Annotated in this window: 15 protein-coding genes; 11 read left to right on the top strand and 4 right to left on the bottom strand. The window is 30.0% G+C overall.

The window, feature by feature from the left end; genetic code table 11:
• Positions 1-2 precede the first annotated feature (2 nt).
• Positions 3-677, top strand: a complete 675-nt coding sequence (locus ABD715_RS04075; RefSeq protein WP_344786813.1) for a response regulator — start codon at positions 3-5, stop codon at positions 675-677.
• Between the two features lie 268 nt (positions 678-945).
• Here the strand turns inward: ABD715_RS04075 and ABD715_RS04070 are convergent, their stop codons facing one another.
• Positions 946-1,449, bottom strand: coding sequence for a DUF456 domain-containing protein (locus ABD715_RS04070; protein WP_344786812.1), 504 nt, complete (start codon positions 1,447-1,449; stop codon positions 946-948).
• Between the two features lie 138 nt (positions 1,450-1,587).
• Here ABD715_RS04070 and ABD715_RS04065 point away from each other — a divergent pair, with 138 nt between their 5' ends.
• The 3 genes from ABD715_RS04065 to ABD715_RS04055 all read left to right on the top strand — a co-directional run bounded on the left by ABD715_RS04065 (position 1,588) and on the right by ABD715_RS04055 (position 4,186).
• Positions 1,588-1,953: a BlaI/MecI/CopY family transcriptional regulator gene (locus ABD715_RS04065; RefSeq protein WP_344786811.1), complete on the top strand. Its 366-nt coding sequence runs from the start codon at positions 1,588-1,590 to the stop codon at positions 1,951-1,953.
• Positions 1,950-3,554, top strand: coding sequence for a M56 family metallopeptidase (locus ABD715_RS04060; protein ID WP_344786810.1), 1,605 nt, complete (start codon positions 1,950-1,952; stop codon positions 3,552-3,554). Before ABD715_RS04065 ends, ABD715_RS04060 begins: the two co-directional genes overlap by 4 nt.
• Positions 3,555-3,709: 155 nt before the next feature.
• Entirely contained in the window at positions 3,710-4,186 is a 477-nt protein-coding gene (locus ABD715_RS04055) for a hypothetical protein (protein ID WP_344786809.1), read from the top strand.
• A gap of 134 nt (positions 4,187-4,320) precedes the next feature.
• On the opposite strand, the gene ABD715_RS04050 is transcribed toward ABD715_RS04055, so the two are convergent.
• A complete protein-coding gene (locus tag ABD715_RS04050) occupies positions 4,321-5,448 on the bottom strand; it encodes a glycosyltransferase (RefSeq protein ID WP_344786807.1) in 1,128 nt (375 codons plus the stop codon).
• A complete protein-coding gene (locus ABD715_RS04045; RefSeq protein ID WP_344786806.1) occupies positions 5,445-6,419 on the bottom strand; it encodes a lysylphosphatidylglycerol synthase domain-containing protein in 975 nt (324 codons plus the stop codon). The genes ABD715_RS04050 and ABD715_RS04045 overlap by 4 nt, the downstream gene beginning before the upstream one ends.
• Positions 6,420-6,445: 26 nt before the next feature.
• Between ABD715_RS04045 and ABD715_RS04040 the strand changes: the two genes are divergently transcribed.
• From ABD715_RS04040 to ABD715_RS04010, 7 genes are all read left to right on the top strand, one after another.
• Positions 6,446-7,093: an outer membrane beta-barrel protein gene (locus ABD715_RS04040; RefSeq protein ID WP_344786805.1), complete on the top strand. Its 648-nt coding sequence runs from the start codon at positions 6,446-6,448 to the stop codon at positions 7,091-7,093.
• Positions 7,086-7,640: a crossover junction endodeoxyribonuclease RuvC gene (gene ruvC, locus ABD715_RS04035; protein WP_344786804.1), complete on the top strand. Its 555-nt coding sequence runs from the start codon at positions 7,086-7,088 to the stop codon at positions 7,638-7,640. The genes ABD715_RS04040 and ruvC overlap by 8 nt, the downstream gene beginning before the upstream one ends.
• A 26-nt stretch (positions 7,641-7,666) precedes the next feature.
• Complete coding sequence (gene hemW / locus ABD715_RS04030; protein WP_344786803.1) at positions 7,667-8,815, top strand: radical SAM family heme chaperone HemW; 1,149 nt, start codon at positions 7,667-7,669, stop codon at positions 8,813-8,815.
• Between the two features lie 64 nt (positions 8,816-8,879).
• Entirely contained in the window at positions 8,880-9,629 is a 750-nt protein-coding gene (locus tag ABD715_RS04025) for a cyclase family protein (RefSeq protein ID WP_344786802.1), read from the top strand.
• Between the two features lie 12 nt (positions 9,630-9,641).
• Positions 9,642-10,250, top strand: coding sequence for a DUF4230 domain-containing protein (locus ABD715_RS04020; protein WP_344786801.1), 609 nt, complete (start codon positions 9,642-9,644; stop codon positions 10,248-10,250).
• An 80-nt stretch (positions 10,251-10,330) separates the two neighbouring features.
• Entirely contained in the window at positions 10,331-10,693 is a 363-nt protein-coding gene (locus tag ABD715_RS04015; RefSeq protein WP_344786800.1) for an MmcQ/YjbR family DNA-binding protein, read from the top strand.
• Positions 10,694-11,117: 424 nt separating this feature from the next.
• The gene (locus ABD715_RS04010) at positions 11,118-11,696 is read left to right on the top strand and encodes a PhnA domain-containing protein (RefSeq protein WP_344786799.1); all 579 of its coding nucleotides are present in this window, start codon (positions 11,118-11,120) and stop codon (positions 11,694-11,696) included.
• A 191-nt stretch (positions 11,697-11,887) separates the two neighbouring features.
• On the opposite strand, the gene ABD715_RS04005 is transcribed toward ABD715_RS04010, so the two are convergent.
• Positions 11,888-12,361, bottom strand: a complete 474-nt coding sequence (locus tag ABD715_RS04005; RefSeq protein WP_344786798.1) for a GNAT family N-acetyltransferase — start codon at positions 12,359-12,361, stop codon at positions 11,888-11,890.
• Positions 12,362-12,363 lie beyond the last annotated feature (2 nt).

Here is a 12,363-nt window from a genome sequence, read left to right as displayed (position 1 = left end):
AAATGACCCAAAAAATTAGAATTTTAATGATTGATGATCACCCCATTATTATAGAAGGGTATCAAAACACATTACTTTTAACCAAAAAAGACAGCCAAGAGTTAGACATTAAAATAGCTAACAACTGTGATGAAGCAGTAAGCTTTATGGATAGGTCTGTTAAAAACGATTTGCCTTTCGATATATTATTTGTAGATATTAGTTTACCTCCATCATCAGACGGAACCATGACTTCTGGAGAAGATCTAGCTGTATATGCTAGAAAAGTGCTTCCTAATGCCAAAATTATTATTTTAACTATGTTTAACGAGTCATATCGAATTCATAATATTATTAGAAACATAGATCCTGAAGGTTTTTTAATAAAAAGTGATTTAACTTCAAGCGAATTGGCTAGTGCATTTCAAGCGGTATTAAACAATCCGCCTTTTTATAGTGGTACTGTTAATAGCCATATAAGAAAAGCTATAACTAGTGATATTTTTATAGACGAAAAAAACAGAAAAATACTTCACCTTTTATCTCAAGGCATTAGAACCAAAAATTTAGCATCTCATTTAGACATTTCGTTAAGTGCGGTAGAAAAAAGAAAAAAACAATTAAAAGTTTTATTCGCTATCGAGGACGGGCAAGACGAATCTTTGCTTAAAGAGGCTCGTAAAAAAGGTTTTGTTTAATAAATTGTAGTTGGTCGATTAAATAAAAGTAAAAAATGATAATTAATTTATTTTTAAAATCTCTCAAATCCCTTGTTGTTACTAGGTTCTATATTTTAACCACATGCTAATTACGGTTTTTCCGCAGCTTGAAAAGCGGTATAATTACTATATTTGTCCTATCAACACTTCAAATTAATTAATCCCTCAATTTATTTTGTTGATAATAGCAATTTACAATAACCCTGTGGAGGTGAGAGACCCACAGGGTTCTTCTATTTATAACGTTTTATAAATTAAAAAGTTGCATTTTATAACTCCAAACTATATTTAAAAATAGGCCTAAGTAAATTACTGCTACAATAAACTTTACAAATGTTGAAGTTAAAAAGCCTATAAAACTTCCAAATGCTGCTTTTAAGGCGGTTTGAGAATCTGCTTTGTTTAAAAGTTCTCCAATAAAAGCCCCTATAAAAGGACCTACAATAATACCAGCAGGAATTGGGGCAATTAAGCCAACAACCAAGCCAATAGATGTTCCTATCATGCCTGCTTTTGTGCCACCAAAGCGTTTAGTGCCAACAGCAGGAATAATATAATCGAGAATCCAGACCAAGAATGCTATAATAAATGTTGTAATTAAAAACGGTTTATTTATAGGTATAGTGTTAGTAAGATAAATTGTTAGTAAACCAAACCAACTTGTAATTGGTCCAGGTAAAACGGGTAAAAAGCTACCTATAATACCTAAAATAATAAGTAACGATGCTATAATTAGTAAAATAATGTCCATAATTGTGTTTAATTCTTTTATTAGTTCGACGATTAAAAGTATTAATTGTTACATTTTAAACTAAAAAATTAGTTTAAACTAACTTTTTAGTTATATTTGTTTAACTAAAAGTTTAGTTCAATAAATAAATGGCTGATAATGAAACAACTTACTAAAGCAGAAGAAGATATTATGCAAATACTTTGGCGCCTTAAAAAGGCAAACGTAAAATCTATAATAGAGCATTTTGCAGAGCCAAAGCCTGCTTATAACACTGTGTCTACCATTGTTAGAATTTTAGAAAGTAAAGGGTTTGTAGATTACGAAAAGCAGGGCAAGGGGCATGTTTATTTTCCTTTAATAGCTCTGCAAGATTATAGTAATCAATCTATAAATAAATTAGTAGATAATTATTTTCAAGGATCTTTTAAGAGCATGGTATCTTTTTTTATGAAGAAAAATGATATTAGTTTAAACGATATGGAATCTATATTAAAGGATATAAATAAAAACGAAAAGTTATGATGCATTATATCATTCAAACCATAGCTTTTCAGCTTTTGTTCTTACTTATTTACGATTTGTTTTTAAACAAAGAAACCTTTTTTAATTGGAACCGTGTTTACCTTTTACTAACAACAATTTTGTCCATTGTTTTACCTTTTGTTAAAATAGAATCTTTTAAAAAAGTTGTACCTCAAAATTATATAATAGAACTGCCCGAAATTATTTTAGGCAAATTAGATACTACTATTAATAATTCAGAAATACTTAATAACCAAGAATTAAAGGTGGACACATCTTTTTGGAGTATTATTTTTTATACAGGTGTAGCTGCTACATTGTTTATCTTTTTATTTAAAATTATAAAAATTATAAAACTCATTTTAATAAGCCCTAAATCTTATAAAGGCAAATTAACCTTTGTTATGTTACAAAATACAAACGTGGCCTTTTCTTTTTTTAATTACATTTTTTTAGGCGATTTAATAAGTGCAGATAAAAAAGAGTCTATATTAAGACATGAACTAATACATGTTAAGCAAAAACATACTGTAGATTTAATGTTTTTTGAAGCACTGCGTATTGTATTTTGGTTTAACCCTTTAGTGTATATCTATCAAAATAAATTAACAACGTTACACGAGTTTATTGCAGATGATCAAGCGGTTAAAGATCATGATAAGCATACTTATTATCAAGATTTATTATCTCAAATATTCGAGACTAAAAATATTTCATTCATCAATCCATTTTTTAAACAATCATTAATCAAAAAACGAATCATTATGTTGACAAAAACAAAATCAAAACAAATTCATTTATTTAAGTATGCTTTAATAATCCCGGTAGTTTTAGCAATATTACTGTATACCTCTAGTGTAGAAAAAGGTTATGCTGTAAACAAAGTTTTTAAAACAGGCTTAGTTTTTAAGCAAGGCAGTTCTATAATATCTAAGGTTAAAGAAATAAAGGCGTTAATAGAAAAAAAAGGTAAAGTTTCTAATAGAGAAGAAAAAGGGCTAAACCTATTGTTGCAAATAATTAAAGGCAATAAGTTAAACTCTAATTTAATTAAAGAAATGGATAACTATGTTGCTATAGCTTCTAATTCTGAATTATCAAATAAAATTTCTTCAATTTTTAACGATATTAAAAGCCAAGGAACTTTAAATGAAGAAGAAGAATTAGCCTTAAAAAGAGTACTAGTTTTTACAAGCGAAAAAGGTTTTGAAGATCCATTTTTTGATGATATAATAAAAGATATAGACATGCCTTTTTCTGTAATAGAAAAGGTGCCTGTTTTTCCTGGTTGCGAAGATTTATCAAACCTAGAATCTAAAAAATGCTTTTCTAATAATATTACACAACATGTAAGTATAGCGTTTAACACTAAAATTGCTGATAGTATAAATTTAGCAGGACCGCAACGTGTTAATGTTATTTTTAAAATAAGTGTAGATGGAAATATTACAGAAATAAGAGCAAGAGCGCCACACCCTGCTTTAAAAACAGAAGCTATTAGAGTTATTGGAGCATTACCAAAAATGATTCCAGGAAAGCACAAAGGGAAAAATGTAAATGTGCTATACTCGTTGCCTATTATATTTGAGGTAAAAAAATAAATTTATTTTATACATTTTATTTAAAACCGGAGTTTAAACTTCGGTTTTTTTATTTTTAGGTATAATATATTTAGATCTGTATGAAAATGAATCTTAAATTTTTGAAAAGAGATTAAAATCTAAAAAAAGTGTATTTTTGAGCCAAGCTTTTATATATGAGGTCTTTTTACATTTTATTATTGGTTTTAATGGTCGTTTCTTGCGAGTATTTTGATGTAAAAAAAACATCTACCGAAGCTATTTTAAAAGAAGAGTTGCAAACTTTTAATTGGAGCGAAGTAGATGAGTATCCTAGTTTTTCTCAATGCGACTCTGTGGAGTTTAAACAAGAGCGAAAAGATTGTTTTCAGCAGGTGTTGGTGCAGCATATTTCTGGTTTTTTACAAAATGAAGATGTCTTTGTTTATCAAGACATTAACGATACTGTTGTGTTGAGTTTTCAGGTTTCAGAAACGGGTAAGTTACAATTGCTACAAACTAAAATAGATTCGAGTACTTTGGTTAGTATTCCAGAAATTAAAAAATTATTACATAAAAGTTTAGATTCTTTACCTAAAATATTTCCTGCTATTAAACGTGGCCAACAGGTTAAAACCGAGTTTACACTGCCTATTATAATTAATGTAAACTAATTAAAAATGAGATTTAACTTGACTCTGCGTTAAGGATTGAGGCTTTGTTGAAGCTCTTTTTGTGTTGTTGCACTTATGCAACACAAAAAAGCGACTGCCGAAAGCCAGACCCCTTTTTTGGGGTAACGCCCATATTATTTTTTAAAGGCTCTGTCTTTCCATTTATAACTTTTAAAGGTTGAAATAAATGCAATATAAGTGCTAAAAAAAGGATAGATTATTAATGCCAAAACATAGCTTTTTAATACTTTTTTTTGATTGAAAAACACTGCTGTTTTATAGATTAAAAGAACATCTATACTCGCTTTTATAAATAACATATAAAGTAGGGTTTTTATATGGATAGAATTTAAAAACACCACTATTGTTGTTATAACAATAAAAGCATTTATTAGCAGTACAATAAGTCCAGCTAGTTTTCCAAAAACATTGTTGTAATGGCTTGTTTTTGATGCCCAGCGTAGGCGTTGCGACACTAGTTTTTTTATGGTTTCTTGCGAATTGGTAGTTACTATGGCGTGTTTGCTTTTTAAATAATGAAGTTGTTTTGGGTGGTGTTTTAAAACTTTTTCTAGCAGAAAAATATCGTCTCCGCTAGCAATATTGTTGTTACCACTAAAACCGTTTAATTCAAGAAATAAGTCTTTTTTATATCCAAAATTGGCACCATTACATAAAAAAGGCTTTTTTATGCCAAAACCACCAATGGTTGCGCCTTGCAAACTAAAAAAATCGAGTAATTGAAACCGATTTAAAAAGGTGTTTGTAGGGTTATAAGTTACTGGTGCTGCAATGCACAAGGCGTTAGTTTTTTTTATGTATTGGTTAAAGCTATTTAACCAGTGTGGTGGTAAATGGCAATCGGCATCGGTGGTTAAAATCCAGTCTTTATTAGCATGGTTTATAGCAAGGGTTATTGCGTCTTTTTTAGGTGAATTACTATGCCTTATATTCTTTATAATTGAAATATTTATAAATGTGTTTTTTTGAGCCCATTTGTTAATTATGCTTACAGAAGCATCTGAAGAATCATCGTCTACAAAAATAATTTCGAAAAAGGTTGTAGCGTATTTTAGCTTTGTTATAGACTGTAATAAAAATGGTAAATTTTGGGCTTCATTTCTAAAAGGTATAATAATAGAGAAGGTAGTTTCTTCGGGTATGTTTTTAATAGAAAACAGTTTGATTTTATTAAATCCAATAATAAAACTTCCTATTAAAACAAGGTAGATTAGGGTTGTAAAAATAGAAAGTAAAATCATGTATTTACAGTTTGTTTTGGCAATTTATAGCTTATTACATAATAGCTACCAACTATACTTGGCAGTACAAAGTTTAACAACCACATTAATGTTACTACACTTAAAACAATAATATGGTTTACCTGTAAAAAAGCAAATATATACACAGCTATACTACCTTTAACTACCACATCGAAAATAAATATAGACGGTATAATAGATGCTACTAAATACATTGTGGTAATGGCAGGCATAGCTGTAAAATAAGAGATGTTTACACCAAAAAAATGCAATAATATGTATAGCTGAAACGAAAAAATAGCATAGCGTATTAAAGATAATAAAAGTCCTGAGCTAAGGTTGCTTTTAGGATAATTACTAAGTGCTTGTTTTAATTTATTAAACGAAAACCATTTGTTTTTAAGTTTTTTGTGCTTTAAAATGTAAATAACAATTAAAATGGAGCAGCAGAGAAAAGTAAATGCTACAGCTAATTTATGGTAGTTGGTATTAATTTGGTGTTGCACAGTAAAAAAGACAAAACCTATAGAGCCTAAAATACATGTTACAGCCATTTGCAGCGTATTGCTAAGTAAATTAACACCCATAATTTGTTTTCTTAAATTGGCGTGGTAATACATGGCTTTTGCTCCATATTCGCCAATTCTATTGGGTGTAAATAACGATGCTGTTAAAGACGCTAAACTTTGTTGAGTTGCTGTTATAAAATTTATTTTTTTTAATGGCAATACTAAAATTTTCCATTTAAATATTTCGAAAAACCAATTAAAAAGGCTTAAAACAATTAAAAAAGAACTGTTTTTAATGGAAAACACTTGGTTTTTTGATAAAAAATCGATAAAATCAGGGAAGCTTAGTTGTGTGTTTTTTGTAAGTTTATGATAAATAAAATAAAAAGCAGCCAATACTACGCTTAATTTAATAAGCACAAAAAAGAATTGTTTAGTTTTGTGTGTTAGTGAGCTAATCATAATTGCAAATAAACCAATATTGTTGCATGTCCTCAAATTTAAAACCTTTTAAAACACTATTTTTATTTATAACACTTGTATGGTGTGCTTTTTTAGGGCAGGCTCAAGGAGACACAAGTACTTTTAAAGCACAATTGGCTTTGGGTTTAAATAGCCCTTCGGCCGATGGTTTTGTTGATGGTTTTAAGTCTAAATCTATTAATTTTCCATCTGTTAATTTAGGTGTGCAGTATATGTTTAAACCTAAACTTGGTGCTAAGTTAGATTTTGGATTTAATAGTTTTTCTAATTTAAATAATACACCCGATTTTAAAGTAAATTACACCCGAATTAATACCCAGTTGGTTTATAATGCAAGTAGATTGTTTGGTTATTTACCATCGCGTATAGGTCTTTTTCCACATGCAGGACCAGGTTTTACTTTTGTAAAACCGCTTCGCGATTATGCAGAGAATAAAACCTCTTTTTTAAATGTTATGGGTGGTTTAGAGGTGCATTACGGACTTACAGATGCTGTTTCGTTATATTTAGATACATCGTATGTTTTAGGTTTTGGAGACGATTTTAGTCCGGTTGCTAATGGTTTTGGATCGTTTAATGGAGATGTTTTTGCAATAACCATAGGCATTTCTTTGTCGTTAAGTGGTTGTTATTATTGTGTGAGAAATGAATAAGGAAAGAATTATATTGGGCATAGATCCAGGAACAACCATTATGGGATTTGGCGTTATAAAGGTGGTTGGAAAGAAGATGGAATTTATTCAGATGAATGAATTAGATTTGAAAAAATACAGCGACCCTTATATAAAGTTGAAACTTATTTTTGAGCGTACCATAGAGCTTATTGACACCCATAACCCTGACGAAATAGCTATTGAAGCACCCTTTTTTGGTAAAAATGTGCAGAGTATGTTAAAATTAGGCAGAGCACAAGGTGTTGCTATGGCTGCGGGTTTAAGTAGAGAAGTTGCTATTACAGAATACTTGCCAAAAAAAATAAAAATGGCCATAACTGGAAATGGAAATGCAAGCAAAGAGCAAGTAGCAAAGATGCTGCAAAGTTTGTTGGGCTTAAAAACATTACCTAAAAATTTAGATGCTACGGATGGATTGGCAGCAGCTGTTTGCCATTTCTATAACTCTAATCGTGTTAGTGTTGGTAAGAGTTATTCGGGATGGGGTGCTTTTGTAAAGCAAAATGAAGATCGAGTTAAAAAGTAATTTATATTTATTGTAATTCAATTTTAATGGCTGGTATTTACATACACATTCCCTTTTGCAAACAAGCATGTTTTTATTGCGATTTTCATTTTTCTACCTCGTTAAAAAAGAAAGACGATTTAGTTCTTGCTTTGGTAAAAGAGCTTGTTTTACGCAAAGAAGAACTTAAAAATCAAACCATAAATACTATTTATTTTGGTGGTGGTACGCCAAGCTTGTTAACTAATAAAGAATTGGATGTAATTCTAGATGCGGTTTATAAAAATTATACGGTTACTACTAATCCAGAAATAACATTAGAAGCGAATCCAGACGATTTATCTGGAGGTAGGGTAGCAGACTTGTCAAAAAGCCCAATAAATAGGTTAAGTATAGGCATTCAATCTTTTTTTGAAGACGATTTAAAAAGTATGAACCGCGCACACAGCTCTAAAGAAGCAAAAAAATGTTTGTTGGAAGCAACACGTTATTTCGATAATATTACTATCGATTTAATTTATGGTATTCCTAATATGAGTATAGAAAAATGGAACGAGAACTTACAAATAGCTTTTGGTTTTGGTATTAATCATATTTCTAGTTATGCACTAACGGTAGAGCCTAAAACAGCATTAGATGCTTTTATAGAAACCGGAAAATATCCACCTCTAGACGAGGCTTTGGCATTGCAACATTTTAATCATTTAGTAAAAGCAACCAAAGCACAAGGTTTTATACATTACGAAATTTCAAATTTTGGAAAGTCAAATTATTTCTCTAAACATAACACATCGTATTGGCAAGGTAAACATTACATTGGTATTGGCCCATCTGCACATTCGTTTAATAAAACACAGCGTAGTTGGAATGTGGCAAACAATGCCCAGTATATAAAAGCTATAAAAAATAATAGTTTGCCAAATACTATAGAAAACTTATCAATACAAGATCAATATAACGAGTATGTTATGACAGGTCTTCGTACTATTTGGGGTGTGTCGTTAAATAAAATTAAAACAGATTTTGGAGATTCTTACCTTCAATATTTAAAAAAAGCATCAGAAAAATTTATAAAAGAAGGTGTCTTGTTGTATGATAAAAGCAATGATGAAGCCAGTCTTTTTATTTTGAAAACTACAGAAAAAGGAAAGTTTTTAGTAGACGGAATAGCTTCAGAATTATTCTTCCTAGATTAAAAAACTTATATTTGAAATTATCGGTATATCTAATTTAAAATACCGAAAACAAATCTCGTATTCAATGATTACAACCATACAACTCAAATCAAAAAAAGTACAAATAGACTTATCAAAACCTATTGATATTTCAATGTCTATAAAGGCATCAAATCAAAATGTAAATGCCTGGTATGTAGACCAACCCAAAATAGAGCCAGCTAGAGATGGCGATTGGGTAGCTAGCGTAAAACAAGGTGCTTGTATTAATTTTAATAATATATTTTTTAATCCGCACGCACACGGTACACATACCGAGTGTGTTGGGCATATTACTAAAGAAAACCAATCTATTAATAAAAATTTGAAACAATTTTTTTTTCATAGTGAGGTTATTACCGTAGCTCCAGAAAAATTTGGGGAAGATCTAGTTATTTCTAAAAAGCAATTACAATTTACTATTGGTAACAAAAAGAGAGAGGCTATTGTTATAAGAACAATACCTAATACTAAAGAGAAATTAAGTAGGCAATATTCGCATTCTAATCCGCCATATTTATTAGAGGATGCAGCTATTTATTTACGAGAAAAAGGTGTAAAGCATTTGCTAATAGATTTACCAAGTATAGATAAAGAAAAAGACGACTGCCAACTTTTGGCACACAATGCATTTTGGAACACTAAAGGTAAGTTAAGGCTAGATGCTACCATTACAGAGTTTATTTATGTGCCAAATAGAGTGGAAGATGGTTGTTATTTTTTAAATTTACAAATAGCCCCTTTCGAAAACGATGCCACACCAAGTAAACCCATTTTATATAAAGTAGAAAATTAAAACAAAGCAATTATGGAAGCTTTTTTAGGAATTATAATTGGTGCATTGGTAAGTCTTGGCATTGTTACTTATTTTAAATCTATCAACAAAAAAAAGTTAGTAAACTCACAATCTGTTTTATTACTAGATAAAATAAAAAAGGTATGTAAGTTTATAACTGTAGAAGGCGATTTTGCAGAAATATACCATTACGAAGATGTTAAAGAGCGTTTTTTAAAATTAATTTCTAGCAGAAAAAAAGCTTTAGTAGTCATAAATGCAAAGGCTTATGTGGGTTACGATTTATCTAAAATAACCTTAATACCAGATAACGTAAACAAGAAAATTACAATAGAACATTTTCCGCAACCAGAAATCTTATCAATAGAAACTAATTTAAATTATTATGACAAATCTGATGGATTGTTTAATAAATTTGAAGCCAAAGATTTAACAGGTTTACACCAAGAAGCTAAATTGCATATTCAAGATAAAGTTCCAGAAAGTGGTTTAATAGAAGCAGCCCAAAAAGAAGCTTTAGAAACCATTTTGTTAATGGAAAATATTGTTGAAACTATAGGTTGGACTTTAGATTATTCTGCCTTAAAAATTGAAGAGAAAGAAACTAAAAAGCTTCAGTAGTAGTTATAGTTTATATAAGTAAAACTAAACTTTTAATAGAAGCTACATTATAAAGTAAAAAGTAGCTAATAAGTAAATTAATGGATGTAGATCAAATTAGAAACTATTGTTTAAGCAAAAAGGGCGTTACCGAAGATTTTCCTTTTGACGAGCATGCTTTAGTTTTTAAAGTGTTAGGCAAAATGTTTGCACTAACCTCTTTAAAAGGTTGGGAGGCAGGCACCCAATCTATTAATTTAAAATGCGACCCAGAATACGCACAAGAGCTTCGTGCAGAATACGACAGTATCGAGCCTGGTTTTCACATGAATAAAAAACATTGGAACACCATAAAGCTTTTTAAAGACGAATTGCCTCCCAGTTTTGTTAAACAATTAATAGATCACTCTTACAAAATGGTTGTTAAAAGTATACCTAAAAAGCTTAAAAACAACATCTTGTAGTTTAATAAATAGCATTTTTAATTTTTTTTTGCTATATTTAAATCTATTCTAATAACAAATAGTAACAAAATATCGTTTTTTGAGTTTAATCTTTAATAGCAAAGAGTTCTCTTAATTACTTTACATAATAGAAAAAAAAACGATTAAGTCACTTTACCAAAGTTTATGGCGTTAACCTAATAGGTTTTACCACGAACTATCTAAATAAGTACAATAAAAAAGAAAAGAGGTTATTTAAAAGTAAGGGGTTTTAATTTTAACCTATTACATACCGTAAAAGTGTATTAACAAACAAACGTTAATCTTATACGATGTTTAATAGTAAATAAATTATTATTTTTTAAATAACCTCTTTATTAATGCCTTATACTAAACTTGTACAAACCTCTATTTATCTGTAATATTGCAGTATTAAAATTAGAAAATGAGCTTAGAGAGAGAACTAAATAAAAGAGCAAACGGTTGTTGCGAACTATGTAAAAACCAAGAAAATTTAAGCATTTATACACTAGCACCAATAAAAGATGTAAGTTTAAATAAATCTATTGTAGCCTGTAACATTTGCATAGACCAAATAGAAAACCCAGAAACAACCAACGCTAACCATTGGCGTTGTTTAAACGACAGTATGTGGAGCGAACACCAACCTGTACAAATTGTAGCTTGGCGTATGTTATCTAGGCTAAGAAAAGAAGGTTGGCCACAAGACTTGTTAGACATGATGTACCTAGAAGACGATGCACTAGAGTTTGCAAAATCTACAGGCGAGGGCGAAAACCCAGCAGATAAAGTAATACATAGAGACGTAAACGGTGTTATTTTACAGGCAGGAGATTCTGTTGTGCTTATTAAAGATTTAAAGGTAAAAGGCTCAAGCATGATAGCCAAACAAGGCACACCAGTAAGAAATATAAGATTAGATCGCGATAACGAAAAATATATAGAAGGTAAAGTAGGCCCAACACAAATAGTTATAATTACAGATTACGTAAAAAAAACATAATATTTGGGCGTTACCACAAGGGTCGGGCTTTCTGCTATATCTTTTTTAAACAGCACAACAATTTGTTAGTGCTTATAACACAGGCAATTTCTAAGCTCAAAGTAATTTTTTTATTAAGGTTTTAAAAAAGGATGCCGCATCAATCCCTAACGCAAGCAAACCTATAAAGTTCATGGTTTAGAGCTATGTTATTACACATCCATGTCTTTTATATTTAACCGCATATTAATCATGTGTTTTTTAAAACCAACCTTTTCGTAAGCCTTAATAGCAGGAATGTTGTTGTTATAAACATCTAACCTAATTTCAAAAACATTTCGAGACTTGCACCATTTAAATAATGCATTATTAATAAGTTTATTTAAACCTTGGCCTCTATAATTATCATCAACAAACATAAAGCCTAAATACCCCTGTTTGCTGTGCTTTAAATAAGGTCGGTCTGTTTTAATTTTAGCATATCCAGAAGCCACTATTTTACCGCCAACTTCTGCAACAAAAACCTCAGATTCATCATTTTTTATTAACTCGTTAATGTTATAATAATTAATCTTACCCTCTTTAAGTGTAGGGTTAAAAGGGCGTTCTGCTTCAATAACACCTTGCTCAAAATTTAGTAAAGTTGGTAGGTCGTCAAGTGTAGCAATTCTTAATATTGTTTTCATAG

The sequence above is a fragment of the Postechiella marina genome, from assembly GCF_039538365.1.
Lineage (GTDB): Bacteria > Bacteroidota > Bacteroidia > Flavobacteriales > Flavobacteriaceae > Postechiella > Postechiella marina.
This window is presented reverse-complemented; position numbering and strand designations above follow the sequence as displayed.

Excerpts from the sequence above, each read along its gene's own strand:
- ABD715_RS04010 (WP_344786799.1), top strand. The coding sequence starts at position 11,118 with ATGAGCTTAGAGAGAGAACTAAATAAAAGAGCAAACGGTTGTTGCGAA.
- ruvC (WP_344786804.1), top strand. The coding sequence starts at position 7,086 with ATGAATAAGGAAAGAATTATATTGGGCATAGATCCAGGAACAACCATT.
- ABD715_RS04065 (WP_344786811.1), top strand. The coding sequence starts at position 1,588 with ATGAAACAACTTACTAAAGCAGAAGAAGATATTATGCAAATACTTTGG.
- ABD715_RS04020 (WP_344786801.1), top strand. The coding sequence starts at position 9,642 with ATGGAAGCTTTTTTAGGAATTATAATTGGTGCATTGGTAAGTCTTGGC.
- ABD715_RS04060 (WP_344786810.1), top strand. The coding sequence starts at position 1,950 with ATGATGCATTATATCATTCAAACCATAGCTTTTCAGCTTTTGTTCTTA.
- ABD715_RS04045 (WP_344786806.1), bottom strand. The coding sequence starts at position 6,419 with ATGATTAGCTCACTAACACACAAAACTAAACAATTCTTTTTTGTGCTT.
- ABD715_RS04015 (WP_344786800.1), top strand. The coding sequence starts at position 10,331 with ATGGATGTAGATCAAATTAGAAACTATTGTTTAAGCAAAAAGGGCGTT.
- hemW (WP_344786803.1), top strand. The coding sequence starts at position 7,667 with ATGGCTGGTATTTACATACACATTCCCTTTTGCAAACAAGCATGTTTT.
- ABD715_RS04040 (WP_344786805.1), top strand. The coding sequence starts at position 6,446 with ATGTCCTCAAATTTAAAACCTTTTAAAACACTATTTTTATTTATAACA.
- ABD715_RS04070 (WP_344786812.1), bottom strand. The coding sequence starts at position 1,449 with ATGGACATTATTTTACTAATTATAGCATCGTTACTTATTATTTTAGGT.
- ABD715_RS04050 (WP_344786807.1), bottom strand. The coding sequence starts at position 5,448 with ATGATTTTACTTTCTATTTTTACAACCCTAATCTACCTTGTTTTAATA.
- ABD715_RS04025 (WP_344786802.1), top strand. The coding sequence starts at position 8,880 with ATGATTACAACCATACAACTCAAATCAAAAAAAGTACAAATAGACTTA.
- ABD715_RS04055 (WP_344786809.1), top strand. The coding sequence starts at position 3,710 with ATGAGGTCTTTTTACATTTTATTATTGGTTTTAATGGTCGTTTCTTGC.
- ABD715_RS04075 (WP_344786813.1), top strand. The coding sequence starts at position 3 with ATGACCCAAAAAATTAGAATTTTAATGATTGATGATCACCCCATTATT.
- ABD715_RS04005 (WP_344786798.1), bottom strand. The coding sequence starts at position 12,361 with ATGAAAACAATATTAAGAATTGCTACACTTGACGACCTACCAACTTTA.